Genomic DNA, 23,738 nt, shown 5'->3' with positions numbered 1-23,738 from the left:
TTTTGACCAGCCGCGATTTAAAAGTTCAATTAACTTATTCATCGAATACGTAAAATTTTTTATCATTCGAATTACCAGCCAGCGTAAAACTGTCTTTAAATGCGATAGACTTAACTGGCGTGTACAACATCACTTTAAGTTATTTATAATAGAGAGCATGAAAGAATACTAAGCCGAATCATGGAACATCAAATTTGTAATGTGACAAAAAAGAATTATCTCGAATTAATAGAGATATGGGAAAAAGCTGTGCGAGCGACACATAATTTTTTACCTGAAAATGAAATAAAGGAATTAAAACCATTAATTTTAAACCATTATTTTGATGTTGTAACCCTGCATGGTAGCAAAAACAAAGAAGGTAAGATTATTGGTTTTATAGGAGTAGCAGACAATAAAATAGAAATGCTTTTTATATCCCCAGATGTACAAGGTCAAGGTATTGGTTCCGCATTATGTCGCTATGCTATTACAGATTTCGGCGTCACTAAAGTGGACGTCAATGAGCAAAATCCGCAAGCAAAGAAGTTTTATGAAAAAATGGGGTTTGAGATAGTGAGCCGTTCCGCGCTGGATGGCCAGGGAAAACCATATCCCATTCTACACATGCAGCTCAGAAAAAAGCTATGAGTTCAAGCCACAGACAATCCTTGGGAAGTCAGAGCCATTGCTTTACACTTGGGTACAATAACTCTTACCGCTATGATTCTAAAAAAGCGTGGACTTTAAAAAATCAGGAATTCGCTGCTCCAGCCAATAAATGGGTACGCCGGGTACGTTACCTGTAATGAAACCCACGTGACCTCCTGAATCACTCAGCTCAAGAATAATATCTTGCGATAACTCATTTTCTAAAGGCACGACATCGGGTGTCATAAATGGGTCATCCAAGGCATGAATGATGAGCGTTGGGGTGGTAATGTGGCTTAAATAATTTCTTGAACTTGCTTCACGATAATAGGCATGGACGTTTGGAAAACCATGCAAGGGAGCGGTTACATATTCATCAAAAGTCCAAAAACATTGCCACCGTTCAATGTCCTTTAATGGGTCAGGTAAATTGCTATTCAATGCACCAATTTTCTGCGTAAAAACAGCTTTCAACCGACGTAACAAGTAGTTTTGATAAACACGAGAAAAACCCTGGCTAATTTTATCTGCTACAAGACGTAATTGAAATGGGACTGAAACGGCAACTGCTGCTTCAAGGAGTTTTTGAGCTCCATTTTCGCCTAACCACTTCAGTAGAACATTCCCTCCCAACGACACACCTACCGCTGCCTTTTTGGTATGTGGCTCACGCTTTGTCAAAGTTTGCAGAAAAAAATTCAGATCGCCCGTATCGCCAGAATGATAAGCTCGCGGCAGACGATTAGGTTCTTTACTCGCCCCTCTAAAATGCATTAATACAGCACGCCAACCTTGACGATTCAACGCATGCATTAAGCCTGCAATATAGGTAGATTCAATACTACCTCCTAACCCATGTAATAACACCACCACGGGGGCGTCTTTTGGTAATCCATTGACAGCCCAAGCCAAATCGATGAAATCGTCATCCGGTAATTCAAGACGCTCATTACTGTCCACTGGCGCCTGGATTCGGCGTGTTAAAGTGGGAAATAGTGTCTGGGCATGGGAATTGGCTAACCACCATGCAGGCTTAAAGGCACTGTCAATAATCATACTCACCCTTCTCCATGATAAGCAGGGCTAAATTCATGTACTGCTTCAAGCATAGCAGAAACATGTTCAGGTGGCACATCAGGAGTAATACCATGGCCCAGATTAAAAATATGCCCTCCCCCAGAACCATAGGATTCAAGAACCTGCTTCACTTGAGTACGTATGCATTGAGGATTGGAAAGTAAGACGGAAGGGTCCAGGTTACCTTGCAAGGCCACTTGATGTCCTACTTGTGAACGGGCTAAAGCAAGGTCGGTCGTCCAATCCAAACCAAGCGCATCACAACCACTTTCCGCCATTTGTTTCAGCCATTGTCCGCCACCTTTAGTAAAAAGAATAATCGGAATATGAGGGTATTTTTGTTTTAACGTTTCGATGATTTTTCGCATATAACCCAATGAAAATTCCTCATAATTACGCGGAGTTAAAATACCTCCCCACGTATCAAATAACATTAACGCATTAACTCCTGAGGAAACTTGCTCCTCAAGGTAAGTGGTAACAGCCTGAGTTAATTTGGCCAATAACAAATGCACTGCCGCAGGTTCTGTATAAAGTAACCGTAAAATTTGTTTAAAATCACGACTACTTCCCCCTTCAACCATATAACAAGATAAAGTCCAGGGACTACCTGCAAAACCAATTAAAGGTAAATGTTGAGGCATTTCTTGGCGGATTAACTGCACCGCTTTAAAAACATAATCCAGTTTTTCCAAAAGATTAGCGCTATCTAACTTATTAATCGCTTCGAACGTACGTACTGGTTTATGAAATGCTGGCCCTTCACCCTCCGTAAAATACAATTCTAGCCCCATCGCATCAGGGATAGTTAAAATATCAGAGAATAAAATAGCTGCATCTAAAGGAAAACGTGTTAACGGTTGTAATGTCACTTCACAAGCTAAATCAGGATTTTTGCATAAACTTAAAAAATCACCGGCTTGTTCTCGAACACGCCGGTATTCTGGTAAATAACGGCCTGCCTGGCGCATTATCCAAACCGGGGTTCGTGAAACAGGTTTTCGCTTCAGTGCTTGGATAAATAATGACTCCTGAATGTTAGTAGACATAATAAATTTCTGATAATTGGCGTATCTTAAATTTTAACATTCTCGCTAATAAAAGACAGGCAATAATCTATTTAGCGTTTATATAACCACTTAGGGGGATAGCACTAAAGAAGAATCCGCAGCAGGTGTTTTCTCTTTTATGAATAGCTTGTTCTCAATAAATTCCAGTCGATTCACCAATGATCCTTCGCGATTGTATCGAGAATGGTGTTGAATCTTCTCTTTTAACCTTGTCAGTACTGCTAACATTTCTTCTCCTTTTTTTAAGCATTGTATCGCTTCATTGACCGGCCAAAAATGATGACGTCGCCAGTGCCCTGTGATAAATAACCCAAAGGAGGGAGATTGCCAATCCTGTTTATTATAGTCAATCAACACCGATAAGGTATTTTCTCGTAATTTCTTGCCCTCAGACCATAAATGTCGATAGTTTAATTGTTGAGTAATAGAACGCACACCAGCCTCAGCCAAAAATTGCTGTTGTCGCGCAGAAAAATAAAACCCGATTGGAAAACGCAGGTACTGCATTAATGTTTTATTCGCTTGCTCCAGATAATTAGAGGGCTGTTTACTTAAGAAATTTTGAATTTCAGCGTCTTTTAATCCAGCTAATTGACTTAATGCAATAAAAATAGCTAAAAAATTGTCTGCCTGATTTCTGGTTTTTAAGGATTCAGCTACTTGTATCCTTTTTCTTGTATAAGGACAAAAAATTTGATTCCTTGTTAGTGCCGCTCCGTCACTTGTTAATTGTTTGTGTTTTGTTGCGCAAATTTCAGTCTGTTTCAGAAACATAATATTAAAAAAATTCCATAGCTTTATGCTTGTTTCCTTCGCATCTTTTTCTGCTGCAACTAACGTCTGAAATTCCCGAAAATAAACATCGATATCTTTGTATAAAAAACGTTGAAGCTTTAGCAAAACGTGAATATATGCCTGCCGGCTATTGGCATGCAAAGCCATTTTGTATAGTTCCTCTAAAATGGACATGATTTTTTCGCGGGTTAAATCACTCATTTTCAGCAAGAAAGCCTTATAACGCTGCTCTGATTGAGAAAGATTTTCAGCATATTTCAATGCCACACAGATGCCCGTTTTATCTTCTCGCAGCTCATCAAGAATTTTACGATTCATTTCAACCTGTTGCTTAAGAAGCTGTATTTGAGTTTTGGAGAATAAACGCGTGGTACATTTTTCTGGATGAAGGTAGTGAACAAACACCGGATCGTCAGGAATCTCATTTAAAACCGGATCGATAAGTAAAGAAACCTTTTCCGCAATTGCAGTTCGACATCCAGTAATATCTATCTTAGAAAGTAAAGGCATAGTCCCTATCCTTGTGCTTCGCCCTTGTAGTTGATTAATGAAGGGGGCAATTCCATCAATTTCATTAATCAACCTCAACCAACTTAGAGCATAACTTTTGTTAAAAAACGATTCAAGCCAGACCAAGCAATTGTCCCGACATTCCTCTCTTTTTTAAATTCAAGTAGAACCGAAATTATGTCATTTGATTCGTTTAAGATTCATAATTTTGCCTGGGAGAGATAGCTTGGATAAAAATCAAATCGCCTATTTCATCAAGAATATTGCCCTAACCATAGAACATTGTTAGGCTACCACAGCTTATTTGAAATTCTGGAATGTCTTCAATTCTGGATCTGTTTTTTCAAGAGAGTTTGAATGAACTCAACTTATATAGGAAATAACAAGTGGATCTTCTTCAGATAAAAGGCTTGTGTGTTTTGACACGTATTGGGGTTTATACTTGGGAACAAGAAATACTACAGCGCTTATTTATAGATATCTCAATACCGGGCAACTTTAATACCTGCAAGGATGATATTGCTAACACGATCGATTACGCTAAAGTTTGTCAACAGGTGACTGCCTATATCGAATCCAATTCGTTTCGCCTTATCGAAACCGTAGCAGAAAATGTAGCTAATCTAATTAAACAAGAATTTAATATTCCCCAATTAACCGTAAGCGTGAGTAAACCTCATGCCATTAAAAATGCCAACGATATTCGAGTTACTGTAACCCGTTAACTGTACGTTGTGAGTCAATTGCTTCAAGAACTGGGTTTGGTGAAGGCGTTCGAAATTTAAATCCACAGCTTTGAGTTTCCTCCAACGCGCTCTCTGGTGCTACTTCTGGCTTTTTGCCAAATAAAAATTTATTAAAACACCCATAGGATTCTGCATACTCCTCCTCACGTCCACTCTTTTTATGTTCAGATTCAAGGCTTTGAGTTTTAAAACGATAGGCATTAAGCAATATCAAACTGGTTTGCAAAATCATTAACACCACACCAACAGCTGGATTTATTGTAAAACCCAATGCCAACAGCAAGCCGCCTGTCAGTAGCATAGACGCCATGTTATAGGCCAGGCTAAAACCAAGATTTTGGCGAATATTCGCAACAGTTTGTTTCGCAACGGTAAAAATGTTGACAATAGGCTTTAGAGAATTCCCCTGAATAATAGCACTGGCCTGTTGGTGAGTAATTTCATCAGCCACTGGGGATTTGATTGCAATACCAAAACTACCAGCCACGGCTGCTGAGTCGTTGGCCGCATCACCTACCATAGCGACATGGTAACCCTTTGCTTTGAGCTTATTAATAAAGGCAATTTTAGAGTTATCTTGTGGATTTTTAGAATTTCCAATACATCCCCAGGCAACATTTTCGAAAGGAATTTCCAGTAACTCAGCGACTCGTCTTGCTGTTTGTTCATCTGCACCAGTGCAGATGAATGTTTTTATCCCCTTTTGAGTGAGTGCAGCAATCGTTTCTTTAGCGTTCTCGCGTAAAGGATCAGCCAGCAGCATATAGCCTAACACTTGCTTATTACGGGCAAGATAAACGACTGATTGACCACCAGTCATTGTTTGATGCTCGGGATACATCGAAACATCTACATCATTTTCTGCCATCATAAGGTGATTACCAACAAGCAACTCATCTTGCAATTCTTCAGGCTCCACCTGTCGAATAATTTTTGCTTTTATTCCAGAATGATTCGATTTATCGAGCTCGCTCACAATAACTTGCTCAGTTTCTTTATTACTCACATAGTTTACAATTGCTTTGGCGATAGGATGTTGGGAGTTTTTCTCAAGGGCCGCAAAATAACTCAAAAAGGTTTTCTCACTGCATAAATCCGGATTGTAACGATAACCGTTTACTTCTGGCATGCCTTTGGTCACTGTGCCATGAATATCAAAAACTATCGCATCAACGCTATCAGCAGCCTCAAGTTCTCTTGCACTCTTAAACTGCACACCATGTTCTGCCGCTTTATTGATACCAATTTTTACGGCAAGCGGTGTAATTAAACCAAGCGTGCAGGGGCAGGCTGCAACCAGAACGGAAATAGCACTTTGCAACGCCAATGCAGGGGGGAAAAATAAACTGACAATTATCCCCGAGACTGCAGCCACTAAAATCACCGTAGGAATAAAATATTGCAGCGTTCGCGCTGTGGTTTCTTGAATGGGTGCTTTTTCAAACTGTGCCTGCTCATTATTTTTATCCAATCTATGCAGATAAGTATAAGTAGCCACTGCAGTCACTTTTAATTTTCCTGCAGATTGAAGACGTGTGTTTGCCAATAAAGGGTCACCTTTATTTAATTTTTTGGAACATTTGAACTCTTCATCGTAAACAAAACAATCTTCTTCACAAAACCCGTCTACAGGAACACTCTCATCTTTTTTTAAATCCACAAGTACCGGCGTTGCCCTCATTCTCATTGAAACAGCATCCTCTGCCAAGCGCATTCCGGCCAATATTTTTTCGCCAACTTTCACCGCTCGAGGCAGGGGGGAACCCGTGATAATGGTGTCATAGATAAAACTGGGAGTTAAACACTCGCCATCGACTGGAATGATCTCCCCGGCCGCTAACTCCAACTCTTCTCCCGCTCGCACTGAAATTAATTCACACTCATTTTCTTCCCCTGAAACTATTTTTACATTCTTAGGCAATCTGTCTGCAAAATTTTTTTCAACATCAATCGAATGGGTGATGGTTTCTTCAATGGCCAGACCAAGATAACGAAAACCAAAAATTAATAAACCCGCTTCAAACATCATAGGCAACCAGGGTATTGCAAAGGAAAGAAGGGACACCGCAACCACCGTTAAAGTACTCACTGTGAACAATGTGTCCATCGTCAGATTTCTTGCTTTCGCTAAATTAATGACTGCCTGATAATAAAAGGGTGCGCCTAAAGCAAACGTTAATACAGTACTAATTGTTCCAATACCAATCATTGCGAATAGAGGCAAGCCACCCGTAAAAACAGTGGAGAGAATTAACAAGCTAATCCCACTACCAGTGCCAAGTATCCCTAAAAACCAATTTGAGGTTAACCATTGTTTGTACCAGGGAACTTTGGCTAAAACCTTAGGTAAATCAATTTTGGACTGTATTGGAATACAAGGAAAACCTGCGTCAGATATCCCGTTTTTTAGGATTTTTGTAATTTCTTCTCTTTTTTTGTTATTACTTTTTATTTGTAACTTGAGAGTTCTTTTAGACCGGTTAAATTGATGGGATTCAACGATTACTCCTGTTTCACTTCTAAATTCTTCGGATTGTAACGAAAGAAGAATAGAAGCTATACAACTATCACACCTGGCTGAAGGTACATCAAATTCGTAAATATCAGACATAGTAATACTCTCAAATCAATAGGATTGTCATTACGGATACTGCAGCATGGTAATTCACTGCAACTTTTGAAAAATAACAATACAAGATTAAGCAACTACAAAAATACAGTAGAATAGTTAAGCATCCAGCTTACGGACAATTCCCTTAATATGCTCACTGTGGGCAACAGCCACCTGAATTTTTTCTGCTTCCATTTTAGATTTATAAGGACCAAGAATTACTCTAAACCAACCACCTTGTTGTAGTGAAGCTGCAACAATATGAACATCAAATCCCTTCAAAGTAAGCGCTGCTTTCAAACGTTCAGCTTCCAGTTTATTTTTAAAAGAAGCCATCTGCACCAAATAAGATTCTTTTGACTTGTTGGTTACTGCTGCAGGCAAAGGTTTGGCTTCTGTTACTGGTGCTTTAGAAAAAGGAGTCGTAACAGGTGTCTTTGCAACTGTTACTGGAGTCGTTACTGGCGTAGAAGACGGCTGCTGTGGAGGGATCCCAGGCTTTGCAGGGATTGCCAAGGCAGGTTTTGGTAAGGCAGCTGGAGGTCCATGATCTTTCGCTAACAGGGTATAAAATTCAAATTTTGGTTTTGGTAACGCTTCCTGTTTGGCAACAACTTTTGGAGGTGGTGGCTCATCTTGTGCCAGCACATTTTTATGCACCCAATTATTGAGACTAGTAAAATCAAATATATTCGCCGTCACATACCCACACAAAAAAGAAGCTACAATCCAGAAAAATTGTTTGGGAGCACCACTTTTTTGCCTGCCTTGTCGTCGTTTGCCGTAATCCTTTGCCATCACATGCTCTCAGGAGTTGATACACCAAGTAAGCGCAAACCATTTCGCAAAACTTGCCGCACTGCAGTCAATAAACACAGGCGGGCACTTCTTAATGTGTCTTGTTCACATAATAATTGTATTGCGTTGTAGTAACTATGCAATCCATTAGCCAGTTCACGTAAATAATAAGCCAATTGGTGCGGTTCGCAAGCTTTGGCAGATGCTTCGATTACTTCCGGATAACGACTGATTAAAGTCATTAGCCCTGTTTCCTGTGGCTCCGTTAATAATTCAATATGCTGCAACCCAACGTTTTCATCCCAACTTAGATTGCGTTCTTTTAATTGTCGCAATACAGAGCTGATTCGTGCATGCGCATACTGGATATAATAAACAGGGTTGTCACTGGACTCTGACTTCGCTAAATCTAAATCAAAATCCATATGCTGCTCTGGCTTTCGCGTCACATAAAAGAAACGCGCTGCATCGTTACCTACTTCTTCCCTTAATTCCCGCAACGTCACAAAAGAGCCACTACGGGTTGACATTTGCACCCGCTCACCACCGCGATAAAGAATAGCAAATTGAACTAACAATACATCAACAGCATTGTCGTCATGGCCTAAGGCTTTTACAGCTGCTTTTACCCGTGTTACATAACCATGATGATCCGCGCCAAAAATATCGACAACCCGGGCAAACCCTCGATCATATTTATTCCAGTGATAAGCCACGTCAGAGGCAAAATAAGTAGTATGGCCATTCGCACGCACAAGAACCCTGTCCTTCTCATCACCAAAATCAGTGGCGCGGAACCACAGCGCCCCTTCTTTTTCGTAGGTATGACCGCCTGCCTTTAGAGCTTGAATTCCTTTTTCAATATTGCCTTCATCAAGCAAGGATTGCTCGGAAAACCAACAATCAAACTCCACACCAAACTCGGCTAAATCCTCTTTGATGTCTCCCAATACTGAATCTAGGGCATGCTTGTGGAATAATTTAAAATCCTGTTCGCCAAGGAGTGCTTTTGCTCGGGAAATTACCGCATCAATATAAATTTCTTTATCACCGCCTTGTGGTTCATCCGGGGGTAAATCTTGAACTACTGTTCCCCAAGGATATACAAAATCATGCCCGTGCTCATCGAGTATACCCTGGGCAATATCCATGACATAATCACCCCGATATCCGTTGGCCGGGAAAATAATCTCTTGCCCTGCCAAAATCAGATAACGTAACCACACACTCACAGCGAGAATATTCATTTGCCGGCCGGCATCGTTAACATAATACTCACGGCTGACATCAAAACCTGAGGCCACGAGTAGATTTGCCAATGTGGCGCCAAAAGCCGCACCGCGCCCATGACCTACATGCAAAGGGCCCGTTGGATTGGCAGAAACAAATTCAACAATTACTTGTTGTCCTTGCCCCAAATTGTTACGACCAAACTGCTCACCTTGTTTCAATACTTGTGCCACTACCTGTGAGATAGCTTCGCTGTGCATAAAAAAATTAATAAAGCCAGGGCCTGCAATTTCAATCTTTTCGACAGCAGAATGAGAAGGTATGGCATTGACAAGAAGTTCAGCCAATTTACGAGGAGACTGACGACACGGCTTTGCCAAGGTCATCGCCAAATTACTCGCGAAGTCACCATGGGTACTATCTTTTGCGCGTTCAACCTTTAATTCAATCTCCAAATCCTGTGGAATTACTGCGGATTGTTTTAAAGTATCCAGCGCCTGAACGAGTAAATTTTCAACCGTTTGTTTCATAGTACTTAGGGGCAATCGTCAAAAAACAGCTATTATGCGCTTTTTCACAACAGATGCAAAGTAGTAAAAATGAATAAGCCGATGAACACACTTTGAGGGGGACAAATATTGTGGTAAGCATAGTTTAGGTAGAACAAAGGCTTTTAGCAAAGCACGACAGCATCCTTTGATTTCAATAAAAAAGGTATCTAAAAAGTTGGTTATAGATACGCAGGGAGGGTTTTTTATATAATTCAGGAAAATCTTTATTCTATTGGGCTTTTTTTAAATTTTCTAACCACTTCTTCCGTTATATTATCGAAAATCTCTCCATGGGACCCACAACAACCTCCATTTTCATAAGTCAGCATCCATATATAAAGTTCTTCAATATCATCGCCTGACTTTCGCGCTATTTCTTTATCCGTTGAATAAATCTTAGCTGTATATTGATGGTTCATGGTCTTAAAAATCTAATAGGACTCACAGTAAAGATAGTATTTAATGCGGACTGTAGCAAATTGAAACCAGGGATTTTTGAACAAAAAAATTTTGCTTCCTCAAAAGCCAGCGCCCCCATAAAAAATCGCAATTAAAGAGTTTAGAATGATTAATAAAATTTATTACCTTGGTAAGGTCGCTATCATAAAATTAGATCTAAACCCTAAGTTTTTGCTACTGCTACAGGTTGAAAATTGAGCAATCAGGCCTGAAAGTTGCTCCCGCTTAATTTTTCTCTGGATAAATAATTGAGCCTTTATGCTCGCTATACCATATTTCTTCTTCACTTAAGGTCGTTTCAATAAACTCTACCGGTGTACCACATTCAGCAATCATGGCGACTTTATATCCAGAAAAGGGTTCATAAGGTCCAAGGATGACTTCCTTATTCCGGATTGCTTCTTCAAGATTATCCACCTTAAAGGCTACATGGGGCATGGTTTTAATAAGAGGATGAAGCGGTGAATCGTCTTCAAAACGATGGTATTGGATGCGATATTCCGTGTGTTCCCCTCCACTTGTATACATTTTAAAGGTGGAACTGTACCGCTCACCTTCCCGTGGAGTAGTAGTTGGAATTCCCATGTGATGATATTGATATCGAGTAGTTTTTACAGCCATGAGTTTCTCTTATCTGAACATTTTCCAAATGTGCTTATTATTTTAAATTAAATTGCGCTAAAGGAATATAATTTGGCGAACCTTGGTCGGGTTTACTTTCGAATAAAACGACTTGAGTAACCTTCATTTCAGGAATAACAGGTAACTGAATCTTGTTGAGCCATCCGTGGTCATAACAGCAGTGTTGTAAACGTCCGAGTGTTAAATGGCCACGAAATGCACGTTCCTCTATCGGATAATGCATCGCCGCAATAATCTGTCGTAACCTATGGGCTAGGTTCTTTAAAACTGTCTCATGAGAGATACTAAGGGAAATAATTCGTGGATCTGCTGTACTGGGAAACAGCTCTAATTTTCCAAACTGCAGAAGAAAGAAAGGCATATCGCTTAAAGCCTGATTTGCACGTTCTATTAGCTGAGGTAGGTGTTCAACCTGAATATTTCCTAAAAAAGCCAACGTTATATGCAGGTTAGATATTGGAGTCCACCGTACTTTTTTTTCGGGAATAGTAGATTGCAGCACCCCTAATATCTCTTTAAAAATCAGCTTAAGTTTTTCTGAAAAACTAATGGCAAAAAATACGCGTGCTTTCATAATTAGCAATCGCAGCAATCTTAAGGTTGTATTGGAGTTTGCAAACTATTGTCGTCTGTGTCCAGGTCAGTGTCCTCAATTTTTTGGTAATTTGATAATCCATCCGAATGTAACGAATTATCCTCAAAGCCCACTGTATCAGGAACGGCGCTTAGATCATTATGTTCCATTTCTTGATGAGCATCAAAATTGGCAGAAGTTCCTAAAGCTGAGGATAACATTTGTTCTGCAAATTTTATCCATGCATCAATAGAGTTTATTAATTGGTCAATTTCGTCATTTTTTTTCATATCAACACCATCGTTTATACAACAGATAGTTTTAATAGTAGTACATCAAAAAGGCTAAAACTTGCTCTGTTAACAAGAAACGTACATTTGATGCATGGGTTCACTGTAATTTGGATTGAGCGGAATTCTGAGGGTCGATATCTAAATCTAAATCGTTCTCATCCTTTTTTTGATAATCGGGCAGTTCATCTGGCTGTAAATTTTTGTAGTCTAGCCCCATCGTATCAGAGACAGGAGTCAAGTTTCCATTTTCAGTTTCTTTTTGAAACCCCATACTAGAAACAGCCTCTACAATTTGCTCCACCAATTTACTCCACCCTTCCATGACCTCTATTAATTTTTTTACATCATCTTCCTGGCTCATCGTAAACCCATAGGTTATAAAGCTTATACGTGTAATAATAGTACATAAGAGCAATATAGTTACTTAATTTGACGTAGGGAACGGTATGTCTTGGGAATGTATCGGGTTAAATAAATGGAAGTTAGATACACCTTGTTTAGTTATTGACAGGGAAAAACTTCATTATAACTTAAAGAAAATGCAAGAGCATGGCTTGCAGCATGGCATTCAAATAAGGCCGCATTGCAAAACCCATAAGTGTACAACACTCGCCAAATTGCAGTTGGCCTATGGAGCAATTGGCATTTGTGCAGCAAAAGTTTCTGAGGCTGAAGGACTGATCAAACAGGGAATTCGCAGTGTTTTATTGACATCTCCCGTAGTAACACCTTACAAAATTAAAAGACTTCTAGATAGTTTTAAAACAGCGCCGGATAGCTTACTCATTGTAGATAATCAGCAAAATATTGCTGATTTGGAGGAGGCTGCATCACATCATCAACAGACTATTAATATTCTTCTGGATATTGATCCAGGTCTAGGCAGGACAGGAATAAACCCCCATTTGACCCTTGACCTTGCCCAAAGTATTCAAGAATCGAAATGGTTAAACTTTAAGGGTATTCAATGTTATGCAGGTAATTTACAGCACATTACCTCTTACGAAGAACGGAAAGCAATTTCGCTGCAAACCATGCAAATGGCAAGTGAAGTAGTTCAAGAACTTAAGCAGCAAGGATTACCCTGTGAAATCCTAACAGGAAGCGGTACTGGCACGTATGATATTGATATTGCAGCTTCCGGAGTCACTGAAATTCAGCCTGGTTCCTATGCCGTTATGGATGTGGAATATGCGGCTATTGGCTCTCGTGAAGATAGCCAGCACTTTCATACTTTTCAACACGCGATGACATTATTAACAACTGTAATAAGCAGCAACAGGAAAGAGCATGTCACCGTAGATGCTGGTACAAAATCACTTTATGTCGACAAAAAACATTTCCCTGAAATTATCAGCCACGCGAATCTTAAGTATGATTGGGGTGGCTTTGGGGATGAACATGGCAAAATTACTTCCAGAAATGGAAAATTACCTGACAATGGCGAAGTTATCGAATTAATTGTGCCTCATTGCGATCCCACCATTAACTTATTTGACCAATTTTATATTGTTAGTAATGACCAAGTGGTTGACGTTTGGGACATCGACCTAAGAGGAGCCTCTCAGTAAACCTTTTTACAATTTAGATACAAGGTCGTCGGCAATGCTGTCTATAGCTTATCCTTCTCAAGAACTTCTTGCCAGGCTTGTTCTTCACCTTTATTTTTATAGATTTCTTTGTTAGATTTTTTTTCGGTTTCATTTTCTTTTTTATGTTTTGAGCCCGCCAAATTACTCGGCTTTTTTTGGGGTTTATTTGCTTGTTCTACAGCATAAGGTTGTGGACTTTGATAAATTTTCATACATAAATCCTTTTAACATCGGCTTATGTTAAGTATAGAACCTATACTGTTTCATAGGCTTTTTTGATGTAACCATCTTGCGACAGCATAATTGCTATTGGACGAGTTGCATCAAAATGAGCAAAAATTATCATCATCATGACGGTGATGGGAACCGACAAAAACATGCCTAGAATACCCCAAATAGCCCCCCATAAAGCCAAGGCAATTAATATCACTAAGGGACTTAAATTGAGTGATTTTCCTAAAAAGCGTGGCTCTACCAAATTACCAATTATAAATTGGATAGCAATAATACCTGAAGAAATAATGATAAACGGTAGCCAACTCTGAAACTGTATTAAGGCTAATAACATTGGGAATGCGGTTGCAATAATAGCCCCTATATTGGGGATAAAATTAAGGAAAAATATCAACAATGCCCAAAATTCTGCAAAATCCAAATTCACTGCTTTCATTATGATCCAGCTGGTTATTGCAGTAATCAAACTAAGCAACGTTTTTAATCCCAAGTAGGTTTGGGTATCTTTAACGATGTGGGTAATAATATTGTTAACCAATTGGCGATGCCCGTCTTGAGAAATGAGCGCATTGAGCTTTTGTCGAAAGAAGTGCTGCTCCACGAATAAAAAAATCACATATAACGCAATGAGGACAGCAGAACCGGTAATGACTGTAAATACACCATAAATATTGACTAAAATACGCTGCACACTCAAACCTTGCATGAAATTGTCGACATTTACCCGTGTTTTAATATGAAAACGCTGGTCCATGGTATTAACAATGTTAGTTAAGTTTTCCTGATATCGAGAGGAAGCAGCAATAACGTCATTGACATTATTGGTGATAATATCAATCAAAATTTTTACAAAAAAGGCAACGACCAACAACGCAAGAACCATACTCAGCCAATTAGGCAAGTGGCCACCGACGAATGGGATCCGCTGAACTGCATTATTAATCGTGTTTAGCAAATGCCAGATAAAAATAGCGATAACCAGGGGAATTAATAAACTACGACCAGCGATAAGCAGATAACCTATCAGTGAGACAAGAATTAAGCCAGCTGTAAACGCTATAATTGGATGTCCTTTTTTCTCCGCAAAGTTTTTTACCATGGTAAAGTCACAGGAAGCTATTTTCTGCTATTATCAATTTTTTTTTAACTAAATCATACTGTGTTACAACAATCTTGTGAAATCTTAGCCGGGGTTGGTCCCACGATGGTTAATAAACTTGCAAAATGCAACATTCACACTGTTGCTGATTTGCTATTCCATCTGCCCTACCGCTATCAAGATAGAACCCGAATTACCGCCATCTGTGATTTACGTCCTAACGATTGCTGTGTCATCGCAGGCAGAGTCTGTAAAACAGAAATAAAATACGGTAAGCGTATGATGCTTCACTGTTATGTAGAAGATAAAACGGGTATTTTGAGACTGCGTTTTTTTCATTTTAACAAACAGCAAATTAAAGCGCTTAATGAATCCTCTTTCATTCGCGCCTTTGGCGAGGTTCGAGAATTTGCCAATACGCTTGAAATGATTCATCCCGAATATCAGTTACTAGAAAATGATGAAGAATGCGTGGTTGATGAAACGCTCACTCCTGTTTATCCTACAACGCAAGGACTTAGTCAAACGCGATTGCGGCAATTGGTTAAAATTGCCTTGAAGGATTGCCACGAGCAATTGTCTACTCTGGAATGGATGAATCCAGAAGAATTAAATGACAAGCAATTCCATTCATTAGCCAATGCAATTATACTGTTGCATAACCCACCCCCTGATACTTCGCTGGTCGCGCTTGAAGAAGGCAATCATCCTGCTTTAAAACGTCTTGTTTTTGATGAATTATTAGCACAGCGTTTAAGTATGCAATTTGCAAGGCGCCATCGCGAAAAACTGTTTGCCCCTGCTTTTCCAAATGAAAACCAATTACAACAAACATTCCTTGACCAGTTGCCTTTTGCTTTAACCGCTGCACAACAAAGAGTGAGTGAAGAAATAGCCAAAGACTTAGCCCAAGAAAAACCGATGCTTCGTCTTGTACAAGGTGATGTAGGATCTGGAAAAACAGTGGTCGCGGCATTAGCCGCCTTACAAGCAATAGCCAATGGCTATCAAGTGGCTTTTATGGCACCCACTGAACTTTTAAGTGAACAACATGCAGCGAATCTTCAATCTTGGCTTTCCCGTCTAGGTCTTGTCTGTTGCCGTCTTAATGGAAAAATGAAAGTTTCTGAGCGTAGGGAAACATTAACAAAGCTGCTCAATGGAGAATGTCAATTACTCATTGGTACCCATGCTTTATTTCAGGAAGAGGTACAATTTGCCAAACTAGGCTTGGTGATTATTGATGAACAACATCGCTTTGGGGTTGAACAGCGTCTGCTGTTGCAACAAAAGGGTCAGAGGGCTGCCATTATTCCTCATCAATTATTAATGACAGCGACTCCAATCCCAAGAACTTTGTCGATGACTCAATTCGCCCACCTTGATTTATCGATTATAGATGAACTGCCTCCCGGGCGCACACCTGTAACTACCGCTGTATTAAGCCAGGAAAAAAGGGAGCCTGTCATTGAGCGCCTAAAAACTGCTATTGCCAGCGGACGTCAGGCTTACTGGGTTTGTACATTAATTGAAGAATCAGAGAAACTGCAATGCATGGCAGCTACGGCGACGGCACAAACTCTTCAGCAGCAATTGCCTGATGCTAAAATCGGCTTGGTACATGGGCGGATGAAAGCTATCGAAAAAGAAGCGACGATGCTCGCTTTTAAAGAGGGTGAAATTGATCTTTTGGTGGCCACTACAGTGATAGAAGTTGGGGTTGACGTCCCCAACGCCAGCCTAATGATTATTGAGAATGCTGAACGACTAGGCTTGTCACAATTACATCAATTGCGTGGTCGAGTGGGTAGAGGTAGCGCACAATCACATTGTTTACTCCTGTATCAAGCGCCGCTATCCCAACTTGGCGCTGAACGTTTACGCGTGATGCGTTCGACAACAGATGGTTTTGTTATTGCTGAAAAAGATCTGCAACTACGTGGCGCAGGCGAAGTATTAGGAACACGTCAAACTGGCTATCGTCAATTTAAAATCGCAGACTTACAACGCGATCAAGCTCTTTTGCCCCTTGTAGCAAGGACGGCAAAACAATTGGTTGAGGAACAACCGCAATTGGCCCAACTTATTGCGAAGCGCTGGTTAGGAGAATTTGAACAATTTTTGCAGGGATAATAATAGTACGGCTATTAATTCTGACTTTTATCTGAGAATTTCATAAGTCAAGACTGTTTTTTCATTTTTTCTTTGCTAAGATAGCTAGGGCATTCTTTATTCACTTGCATACCATATCTGTGGATAACTTCCCATTCCTTAACTTCTTATTTTGTTATTATTTGCTCACTTAATTACTAGAAGCCTTTTTTTATATAGATTCCTCTGAATTTTCTCTAATTTCAACCGACTTTGAATTATCCACAAAATCTGTGGATAATTCTGTGCACAGAACAAAAAAATCCTTGAAAAATAAGCGCAAGGTTAGAATGCGTAGATTTTGTCATTTGTGTCATTCGGCTTTATTATTTAAAGCCTGCTATATAATAGAATATTTGACAAAAAGATCTTGTTTTTAACATTGCTCAAATTACTGTGACAGTAATGCGACCTGTCTGGTAAGTTATTCTGAATCGTCACATTGCATTGATTGTGTATCTATTCGATGTCCGCAACTTGACCCACAGCCAGGAACGGTTAAAATATTGGTCATTTTATTATCAGGTTTTTCTCATGTCATCAAAGCGTAAAGCAGTAGCGTTGATTTCGGGTGGACTGGATTCCATGCTGGCGGTCAAAGTAGTCCAGGAGCAAGGCATCCATGTTGAAGGAATAAATTTTTATACCGGTTTTTGCCATTCAGGCCATACTTCGGCTATCCGTAACCGTAAAACGGAAAAACCGTTGCGTAATGATGCGCTTTGGGTGGCCGAACAATTAGGTATCCAACTTCACATTATTGATATCGTTGAACCGTATAAAGAAATTTTACTTAATCCTAAACATGGCTATGGCAAAAATGTAAATCCTTGTTTGGATTGTAAAATTTTTATGGTGCAGGAAGCTTACAAGTGGATGTTGGAAAATAACTTTGACTTCATCATCACCGGCGAGGTAGTCGGACAACGTCCAAAATCGCAACGTAGTGCAACCATGCCCTTGATTGCGGAAAAATCAGGGGCAGAAGATCGCCTGTTACGACCACTGTGTGCAAAGTTGCTCCCTCCCACTTTGCCAGAACGTGAAGGATGGGTTAATCGGGAAACCTTATATGATTTTAGGGGGCGCAATCGCAAACCGCAATTAGGGCTTGCCGCATCCATGGCAATCGATGAGTTTGCTCAGCCGGCAGGCGGATGCTGCGTGTTAACTGATGATAATTATACCCGTCGTTTACGTGATATGTGGGAACACCGGACAACACGCGATTATGATCTTGAGGATATTATTTTGCTAAAAGCTGGCAGACATATTCGCCCCCTTCCACATTATAAAATGATTATTGCCCGTGATGAGGCTGAAAGTAATTTTCTAACCGGTTATCGCAAGCAATTTACTCACATGCTGGTTCGCAATCATCGTGGACCCATGATTCTAATTGAGGGACAACCAGAACCTGATGATTTTATAACCTGCGCACGCATTGCCGGGCGCTTTTGTTCTGGTCGGGAAGAAGTTAGTGTAGAGGTTGAACTCCATCATTTGGACGGCCAACAACAAGTGTTGACCGTGCAACCCTTACGTGCTGAGGAAATTCCTCAAGCCTGGTATTTATGAGAGGTAACCATGGCCCATTACGATTTAGACGCTCGCCGGCTGTTATGCCCCATGCCAGTCATTAAAACGCAAAACATGGCAAAAAAACTTGCACATGGCGATACATTAACTATCATTGCCACTGACCCGGGTACCCAGCATGATCTCCCCTGTTGGGGCCGCATCAATGGCCATAAACTTCTCGAGTGTAAAGAAGTCGATGGTGAAATAGTGATTACACTCGAACTAATAAAGGACTAGGAATGACCCAACAAGCGCGTTACCTGCAGGCTAAAAAAATTACCCTTATTGGTGCTGTAGTGAATGCGATCTTGGGATTTATTAAACTTATCGGCGGACTCTTCTTTCACTCACACGCGCTAGTGGCAGACGGTATTCATTCCTTTTCTGATCTGTTTACTGATTTAATGGTGGTATTCGCTTCTAAATACGGCAGTCAGGATGCGGATGCTTCGCATCCTTACGGACATCAGCGTATAGAAACCGCTGCCACCTTGCTTCTTGCTTTATTACTCATTCTTGCAGGTGCTGGTATTGCCTGGGATTCTATTCATGAAATCATCAGGGGCTCGCATGATTATCCCGGTTGGGTGACTCTTCCTATTGCTTTACTCTCTGTTTTTGCCAATGAAATTTTATTTCACTGGACCTATCATGTGGGAAAACGCATCCAATCATCCCTGGTCATTGCCAATGCCTGGCATCATCGTTCAGACGCCGCGTCCTCTATAGTCGTTTCTCTTGGACTTATTGGAACGCTCCTGGGGTTTATATATCTTGATGCGGTAGCTGCCGTCATCGTTGCTTTCATGATTATTAAAATGGGGATTAGTTACGGCTGGGGCAGTGTCAAAGAGCTAATTGATACCGCTGTAGATTCGGAAACCTTAAAAAAAATAGAAACCATTATCCAGAGCGTGCACGGTGTTGAACGCATTCACCAATTGCGTAGCCGTTTAATGGGAGGTGATATTTTAATTGATGTCCATATTCTTGTTTCACCTTACATTTCTGTCTCGGAAGGACATTATATTGCCCAACATGTGCATCAGGCACTGGTGAATCAATTGGAGCGTGTCAAAGACGTTACTGTCCATGTTGACCCAGAAGATGATGAAATTTCTTGTCCTTCGCTTCATTTACCCAGTCGTGAAGCATTGCAAAAACGCTTGATTTTCAATTGGCAAAAAGATTATCCGGAACTCTCCAATTGGACTATCCATTACCTGGATGGCACATTGACCATTGATTTAATTTTCTCGCAAAACCCTTCAAATTTGAGCTCTTTTAAAGATCGTATTTCCAAAGATTTGGAATCTGAGGAACACCCAATACACATACGCTTTTACTGGCAGTAGGGATATCTAGTATGAAAAATAAGATTGTTGTATTAGATTCTAAACCATTAATTAATGATGGCTTATCATTGGAAATGCTAACTACCCTTGGTGATGTCGTTCTTTACGAGAGAACACCCGCTGAGCTTGTGATTGAACGAGCCTTTGATGCAAACATTTTAATTACTAATAAGGTAAAATTGACTGCAGAGCATTTTGCCAAACTCCCGCAACTTCGTTACATCGGGGAAACAGCAACAGGTGTCGACAATATCGATGTCAATGCAGCAAGCAAACATCATATTATTGTCACCAATGTTCCAGATTACAGCACAGACAGTGTAGCCCAACATGTCTTTGCTTTGTTGCTTGCCCATACCAACCATGTAGAAACCCATAATCGCTCTATCCAACGCGGCGACTGGCAAAATCAACCTTACTTTGCTTATTGGTTAAATCCTGTGTGTGAATTAGCAGGCATGACTTTAGGGTTAATGGGATATGGTAGAGTTGCAAAGAAGGTGGCTCAGATTGCCAGTGCTTTGGGGATGAAAGTGATTGCCCATAAGCCTTCTGCCTTTTCCGACAAGTTGACAACCTGGGTGAGCCTAAGGGATCTCTTCACACAAAGCGATGTTTTAAGCTTGCATTGCCCGTTAACCACAGAAACAAAGCATATTATTAATCAAAATTCACTTCGTTTTATGAAACCAGAAGCTATTCTCATTAATACAGGTCGGGGCGGTTTGGTAAATGAATTGGATTTAGCCAACGCGCTAAAAAATAAACAGATTAGCGCGGCTTATCTTGATGTTCTAACCCAGGAACCACCGTCTACTAATCATCCTTTAATCGGTTTACCTAACTGTGTTATCACGCCTCATGTTGCCTGGGCTTCTATTGCTGCACGAAAACGCTTGCTAAATGTAGTCTGTGAAAATATTATTCACTTTCTTAATGGACAACCCATTAATGTTGTACAGGCTTCATAAGGGGATGCGTGATGGCTACGGCCACTTTAAAAATAGTTTTTGCCTTGATACTTTTTGTTGTGATTCTTTTGGCTGGCTGGTATCCATTTAAAAAACGTATTCAGGGAGAAGGGCATATTGATTTTCCCATCGGGGAAACCCTGGCAACAGGTGTTTTCCTGGGGGCTGCTTTATTACATATGCTGCCAGAATCCAGTTTATTGTTCCATGAAATGGGTTATCACTATCCTTTCGCTTTTATTATCACCGGTGCTGTATTTTTAATCTTTTTATGGTTTGAACATTTAGGGAAAGAATTGTATCACCATCATGATGCATCCCATCCTGCTTTCGCCATTCTAGCGTGGTCCATGCTTTCAATTCATTCCATTATGCTGGGGACAGCGTTGGGTTTTAACCACAGTAACTCGATGGTTATTATGCTTTTTCTGGCCATTATTACCCATAAGTGGGCAGAAAGTTTTGCCATTGCCGTGCAACTTAACAAAAGTTCTTTAACACGCACACAGAGTCTCGCATTTTTCTTAAGTTTTTGCTTAATGACACCTTTGGGAATTTTTATTGGTTGGTATTTTGGTCACGGCGTTGAAACGCACTCTTTATTTGATCCTATTTTAATTTCTGCCTCGGCTGGCACTTTTCTTTATTTAGGGACACTTCACGGGCTTGAACGCTGCGTTATGGTTGAGCGTTGTTGTAATTTGCGTGATTTCAGCTTTGTCATTATTGGTTTTCTTCTCATGGCCTCGGTAGCTGCTTATGTCTAAATTTTTAACACAGAACCCCCTGATTCTGGCTTCCTCCTCTAAAATCCGCATACAGCTTTTAAGATCACTCAGCCTTGATTTCGAAGTCGTGCCTGCCCGCTGTGATGAAGAGGCTATCAAAAAAGAATTAAAGACTGCATCGATGCTTGAATTAGCCAGCGCTCTTGCTCGATGCAAAGCCCTTGAGGTGAGTAACCGTTATCCTAAGCATTTTGTGATTGCAGCCGATCAACTTTGCATCATTGACGATAAATACCTGGATAAACCGCTTAACCATACTGTGGCCATGACCCATCTTCGTCTATTAAGTGGTAAAACACATCAGCAAATATCGGCTTATTGTATAGCCAAAGCTGGTAAGCTTCTTTGGCAAGATCATGATAGTGCCTCACTCACGATGCGAGAACTGAGTGATAAAACTATCGATGCTTATTTAACACAGGATCAACCTTATCAAAGCTGTGGGGCTTATCATTTTGAAGAATCGGCGAAGTGGTTATTTACAGAAATTAAAGGAAGTGACAGTACCATCCTTGGCTTGCCACTTATGCCTTTGGCCAAAGCCTTAATAAGCCTTCAAGCCGTCATTATGACCTCCTAACTTACTTTCAAAAGCAGGTGGTTGCACCAAGATTACCGAGTTCCGAGTATGCCCTCTCTGCACAGGACAAAAATTTAGAATCCCGTCATTGCGAGCGCCTGCGAAGCAATCCAGTACGATCTTTGAACAAAAAACGGTTCTGGATTGCTTCACTTTGTTCGAAACTACGACACATAAAAATTTCGTCCTGTACTTAGATATGCTCCCTTTTTTAGGGAGAAACTTAATATTTTCCTAAGTAACTGTTGTTAGAATGTTCAAAATGAATTGAATTAACTCTAAATATAACGGGGACATAGGCAATGCTAGAAAAATTTGAACAACCTCAAGAACATATAATCTCTATACATAGAAATATGGATGATACGAAGGCTAAATCGTTGCTAGAAAATACTGCAAAAAAAATAGAGCGAGAACGAGGTAAAGAAAACCTTGCTGACAATTATAAACTATGGCTGTTACGGCATAGTAGTGTACCTGGCTTAGTTACCTTTGAATCAATAGCTTACAATAAGGGATTGGATCAATGGGTCGTTCAAACTCCCAAACGTTACATGAATTCAGAAAACGGTTGGGTAATCAATAATCATAACCCTAGATCACAAAGCTTCAATCAACTAGTTACAAATTCTGGTGGAAAGAAAGACATTATTACTGATGAGAATAGCGTACTTATTGAAAGCTTAGTTATCCATATCATGGAATCCCAAGCGTGTAGTCTTGACGGTCATATTAGCGATTTAGTACAGAAAGTTACCCAGGTTAAAGCAACCAGTCGCTATATAGTGAAAGAAGAGCGTTTTTCTTTGCCTGGATATATCGCCAATATTTTAATCTGCCCATGGACTAAAGAAAAAATACTGGAAAAAGGTAAGAGCACAGTACCACTTATGAAACACCCTGTTGTTTTAAAAGACGATGGAAAAAGCTATGAACGCGATGCATTGGTAGCAAGATACAAGAAGTGGGGCATTGATTTAATTGAAGGTGTTCATTATTACAATAATATCGTTTTGAAAGCTATCATTGGTTATCTGGCTTCACAAGAAAAAACACCCGCAGAGTATTTAGAATTATTGAATAAAATTAACGATGAAGTATTAATTGATTCACTTAGTTATGAGCAGTTTGCGGATACGGTGATATCTCCCAGTGGATTTTCATTTTCAAAAGAAGAAATAATGACCTATATTGCTTCAAAAAAAATAGGATTGATGGAGCCTCTAGTAGCCGACCCTTTAAACCCTAATGTAAAGATAACAAAAAGTGATCTTATCTTTAATGAAAATTTAGAGCTTTTTGTTAGGCTATGGCCAGCTTTTTATATGAGTATGAAGCCACAGGTAGAAAACAATATCTTTTAAAGGCCACGGAGGGCTTCAAGTACTTCTTTATTATACT

At 40.1% G+C, this 23,738-nt stretch carries 24 protein-coding genes; 11 read left to right on the top strand and 13 right to left on the bottom strand.

Annotated elements, in window-relative coordinates; genetic code table 11:
* Positions 1-180: 180 nt before the first annotated feature.
* A complete protein-coding gene (locus tag Ljam_RS13615; protein ID WP_058450534.1) occupies positions 181-630 on the top strand; it encodes a GNAT family N-acetyltransferase in 450 nt (149 codons plus the stop codon).
* 78 nt (positions 631-708) lie between these two features.
* On the opposite strand, the gene Ljam_RS13610 is transcribed toward Ljam_RS13615, so the two are convergent.
* The 3 genes from Ljam_RS13610 to Ljam_RS13600 form a co-directional block, all read right to left on the bottom strand.
* Positions 709-1,686, bottom strand: coding sequence for a hydrolase (locus Ljam_RS13610; RefSeq protein ID WP_058450533.1), 978 nt, complete (start codon positions 1,684-1,686; stop codon positions 709-711).
* Positions 1,687-1,688: 2 nt separating this feature from the next.
* Positions 1,689-2,756, bottom strand: a complete 1,068-nt coding sequence (gene hemE, locus Ljam_RS13605; RefSeq protein ID WP_058450532.1) for a uroporphyrinogen decarboxylase — start codon at positions 2,754-2,756, stop codon at positions 1,689-1,691.
* A gap of 90 nt (positions 2,757-2,846) precedes the next feature.
* Positions 2,847-4,082: a DUF5617 domain-containing protein gene (locus tag Ljam_RS13600; RefSeq protein WP_058450531.1), complete on the bottom strand. Its 1,236-nt coding sequence runs from the start codon at positions 4,080-4,082 to the stop codon at positions 2,847-2,849.
* 386 nt (positions 4,083-4,468) lie between these two features.
* On the opposite strand from Ljam_RS13600, the gene folB reads away from it, so the two are divergent.
* Positions 4,469-4,807 carry a dihydroneopterin aldolase gene (gene folB / locus Ljam_RS13595; protein WP_058450530.1) on the top strand — a complete coding sequence of 113 codons (339 nt, stop codon included), beginning with the start codon at positions 4,469-4,471 and terminating at the stop codon, positions 4,805-4,807.
* On the opposite strand, the gene Ljam_RS13590 is transcribed toward folB, so the two are convergent.
* The 8 genes from Ljam_RS13590 to Ljam_RS13555 form a co-directional block, all read right to left on the bottom strand.
* Complete coding sequence (locus Ljam_RS13590) at positions 4,791-7,439, bottom strand: heavy metal translocating P-type ATPase (protein ID WP_058450529.1); 2,649 nt, start codon at positions 7,437-7,439, stop codon at positions 4,791-4,793. The two genes, folB and Ljam_RS13590, sit on opposite strands and share 17 nt — an antisense overlap.
* A 117-nt stretch (positions 7,440-7,556) precedes the next feature.
* Entirely contained in the window at positions 7,557-8,237 is a 681-nt protein-coding gene (locus Ljam_RS13585) for an SPOR domain-containing protein (protein WP_058450528.1), read from the bottom strand.
* Positions 8,237-9,997: an arginine--tRNA ligase gene (argS, locus tag Ljam_RS13580; RefSeq protein ID WP_058450527.1), complete on the bottom strand. Its 1,761-nt coding sequence runs from the start codon at positions 9,995-9,997 to the stop codon at positions 8,237-8,239. Before argS ends, Ljam_RS13585 begins: the two co-directional genes overlap by 1 nt.
* Before the next feature lie 245 nt (positions 9,998-10,242).
* Positions 10,243-10,437, bottom strand: coding sequence for a hypothetical protein (locus Ljam_RS13575; RefSeq protein WP_058450526.1), 195 nt, complete (start codon positions 10,435-10,437; stop codon positions 10,243-10,245).
* Positions 10,438-10,702: 265 nt separating this feature from the next.
* Positions 10,703-11,098, bottom strand: a complete 396-nt coding sequence (locus Ljam_RS13570; protein ID WP_058450525.1) for a VOC family protein — start codon at positions 11,096-11,098, stop codon at positions 10,703-10,705.
* Positions 11,099-11,135: 37 nt separating this feature from the next.
* Positions 11,136-11,693 carry an RNA 2',3'-cyclic phosphodiesterase gene (thpR, locus tag Ljam_RS13565; protein ID WP_058450524.1) on the bottom strand — a complete coding sequence of 186 codons (558 nt, stop codon included), beginning with the start codon at positions 11,691-11,693 and terminating at the stop codon, positions 11,136-11,138.
* 20 nt (positions 11,694-11,713) lie between these two features.
* Positions 11,714-11,983 carry a hypothetical protein gene (locus Ljam_RS13560; protein ID WP_058450523.1) on the bottom strand — a complete coding sequence of 90 codons (270 nt, stop codon included), beginning with the start codon at positions 11,981-11,983 and terminating at the stop codon, positions 11,714-11,716.
* Positions 11,984-12,083: 100 nt separating this feature from the next.
* The gene (locus Ljam_RS13555) at positions 12,084-12,347 is read right to left on the bottom strand and encodes a hypothetical protein (protein WP_058450522.1); all 264 of its coding nucleotides are present in this window, start codon (positions 12,345-12,347) and stop codon (positions 12,084-12,086) included.
* A gap of 85 nt (positions 12,348-12,432) precedes the next feature.
* Here Ljam_RS13555 and Ljam_RS13550 point away from each other — a divergent pair, with 85 nt between their 5' ends.
* The gene (locus tag Ljam_RS13550) at positions 12,433-13,557 is read left to right on the top strand and encodes a DSD1 family PLP-dependent enzyme (RefSeq protein ID WP_058450521.1); all 1,125 of its coding nucleotides are present in this window, start codon (positions 12,433-12,435) and stop codon (positions 13,555-13,557) included.
* A gap of 41 nt (positions 13,558-13,598) precedes the next feature.
* Here Ljam_RS13550 and Ljam_RS13545 read toward each other — a convergent pair whose 3' ends face one another.
* Complete coding sequence (locus tag Ljam_RS13545; protein ID WP_058450520.1) at positions 13,599-13,790, bottom strand: hypothetical protein; 192 nt, start codon at positions 13,788-13,790, stop codon at positions 13,599-13,601.
* Positions 13,791-13,831: 41 nt separating this feature from the next.
* On the bottom strand, positions 13,832-14,911 hold the full coding sequence (locus Ljam_RS13540) for an AI-2E family transporter (RefSeq protein ID WP_058450519.1): 1,080 nt from the start codon (positions 14,909-14,911) through the stop codon (positions 13,832-13,834).
* 60 nt (positions 14,912-14,971) lie between these two features.
* Here Ljam_RS13540 and recG point away from each other — a divergent pair, with 60 nt between their 5' ends.
* The 8 genes from recG to Ljam_RS13500 all read left to right on the top strand — a co-directional run bounded on the left by recG (position 14,972) and on the right by Ljam_RS13500 (position 23,701).
* Positions 14,972-17,044: an ATP-dependent DNA helicase RecG gene (gene recG / locus Ljam_RS13535; protein ID WP_058450518.1), complete on the top strand. Its 2,073-nt coding sequence runs from the start codon at positions 14,972-14,974 to the stop codon at positions 17,042-17,044.
* A 552-nt stretch (positions 17,045-17,596) separates the two neighbouring features.
* On the top strand, positions 17,597-18,640 hold the full coding sequence (locus Ljam_RS13530) for a tRNA (5-methylaminomethyl-2-thiouridylate)-methyltransferase (protein ID WP_058450517.1): 1,044 nt from the start codon (positions 17,597-17,599) through the stop codon (positions 18,638-18,640).
* A 9-nt stretch (positions 18,641-18,649) separates the two neighbouring features.
* A complete protein-coding gene (locus Ljam_RS13525) occupies positions 18,650-18,880 on the top strand; it encodes a sulfurtransferase TusA family protein (protein WP_058450516.1) in 231 nt (76 codons plus the stop codon).
* 2 nt (positions 18,881-18,882) lie between these two features.
* On the top strand, positions 18,883-19,998 hold the full coding sequence (locus tag Ljam_RS13520) for a cation diffusion facilitator family transporter (RefSeq protein ID WP_058450515.1): 1,116 nt from the start codon (positions 18,883-18,885) through the stop codon (positions 19,996-19,998).
* A gap of 11 nt (positions 19,999-20,009) precedes the next feature.
* The gene (locus tag Ljam_RS13515; RefSeq protein WP_058450514.1) at positions 20,010-20,969 is read left to right on the top strand and encodes a D-2-hydroxyacid dehydrogenase; all 960 of its coding nucleotides are present in this window, start codon (positions 20,010-20,012) and stop codon (positions 20,967-20,969) included.
* Between the two features lie 11 nt (positions 20,970-20,980).
* Complete coding sequence (locus Ljam_RS13510; RefSeq protein ID WP_065235554.1) at positions 20,981-21,736, top strand: ZIP family metal transporter; 756 nt, start codon at positions 20,981-20,983, stop codon at positions 21,734-21,736.
* Positions 21,729-22,337: a Maf family protein gene (locus Ljam_RS13505; protein ID WP_058450512.1), complete on the top strand. Its 609-nt coding sequence runs from the start codon at positions 21,729-21,731 to the stop codon at positions 22,335-22,337. The genes Ljam_RS13510 and Ljam_RS13505 overlap by 8 nt, the downstream gene beginning before the upstream one ends.
* Positions 22,338-22,639: 302 nt before the next feature.
* Positions 22,640-23,701: an RING finger protein gene (locus Ljam_RS13500; RefSeq protein WP_058450511.1), complete on the top strand. Its 1,062-nt coding sequence runs from the start codon at positions 22,640-22,642 to the stop codon at positions 23,699-23,701.
* Positions 23,702-23,738: the final 37 nt, after the last annotated feature.

The organism is Legionella jamestowniensis (genome assembly GCF_001467745.1).
GTDB lineage: Bacteria > Pseudomonadota > Gammaproteobacteria > Legionellales > Legionellaceae > Tatlockia > Tatlockia jamestowniensis.
This window is presented reverse-complemented; position numbering and strand designations above follow the sequence as displayed.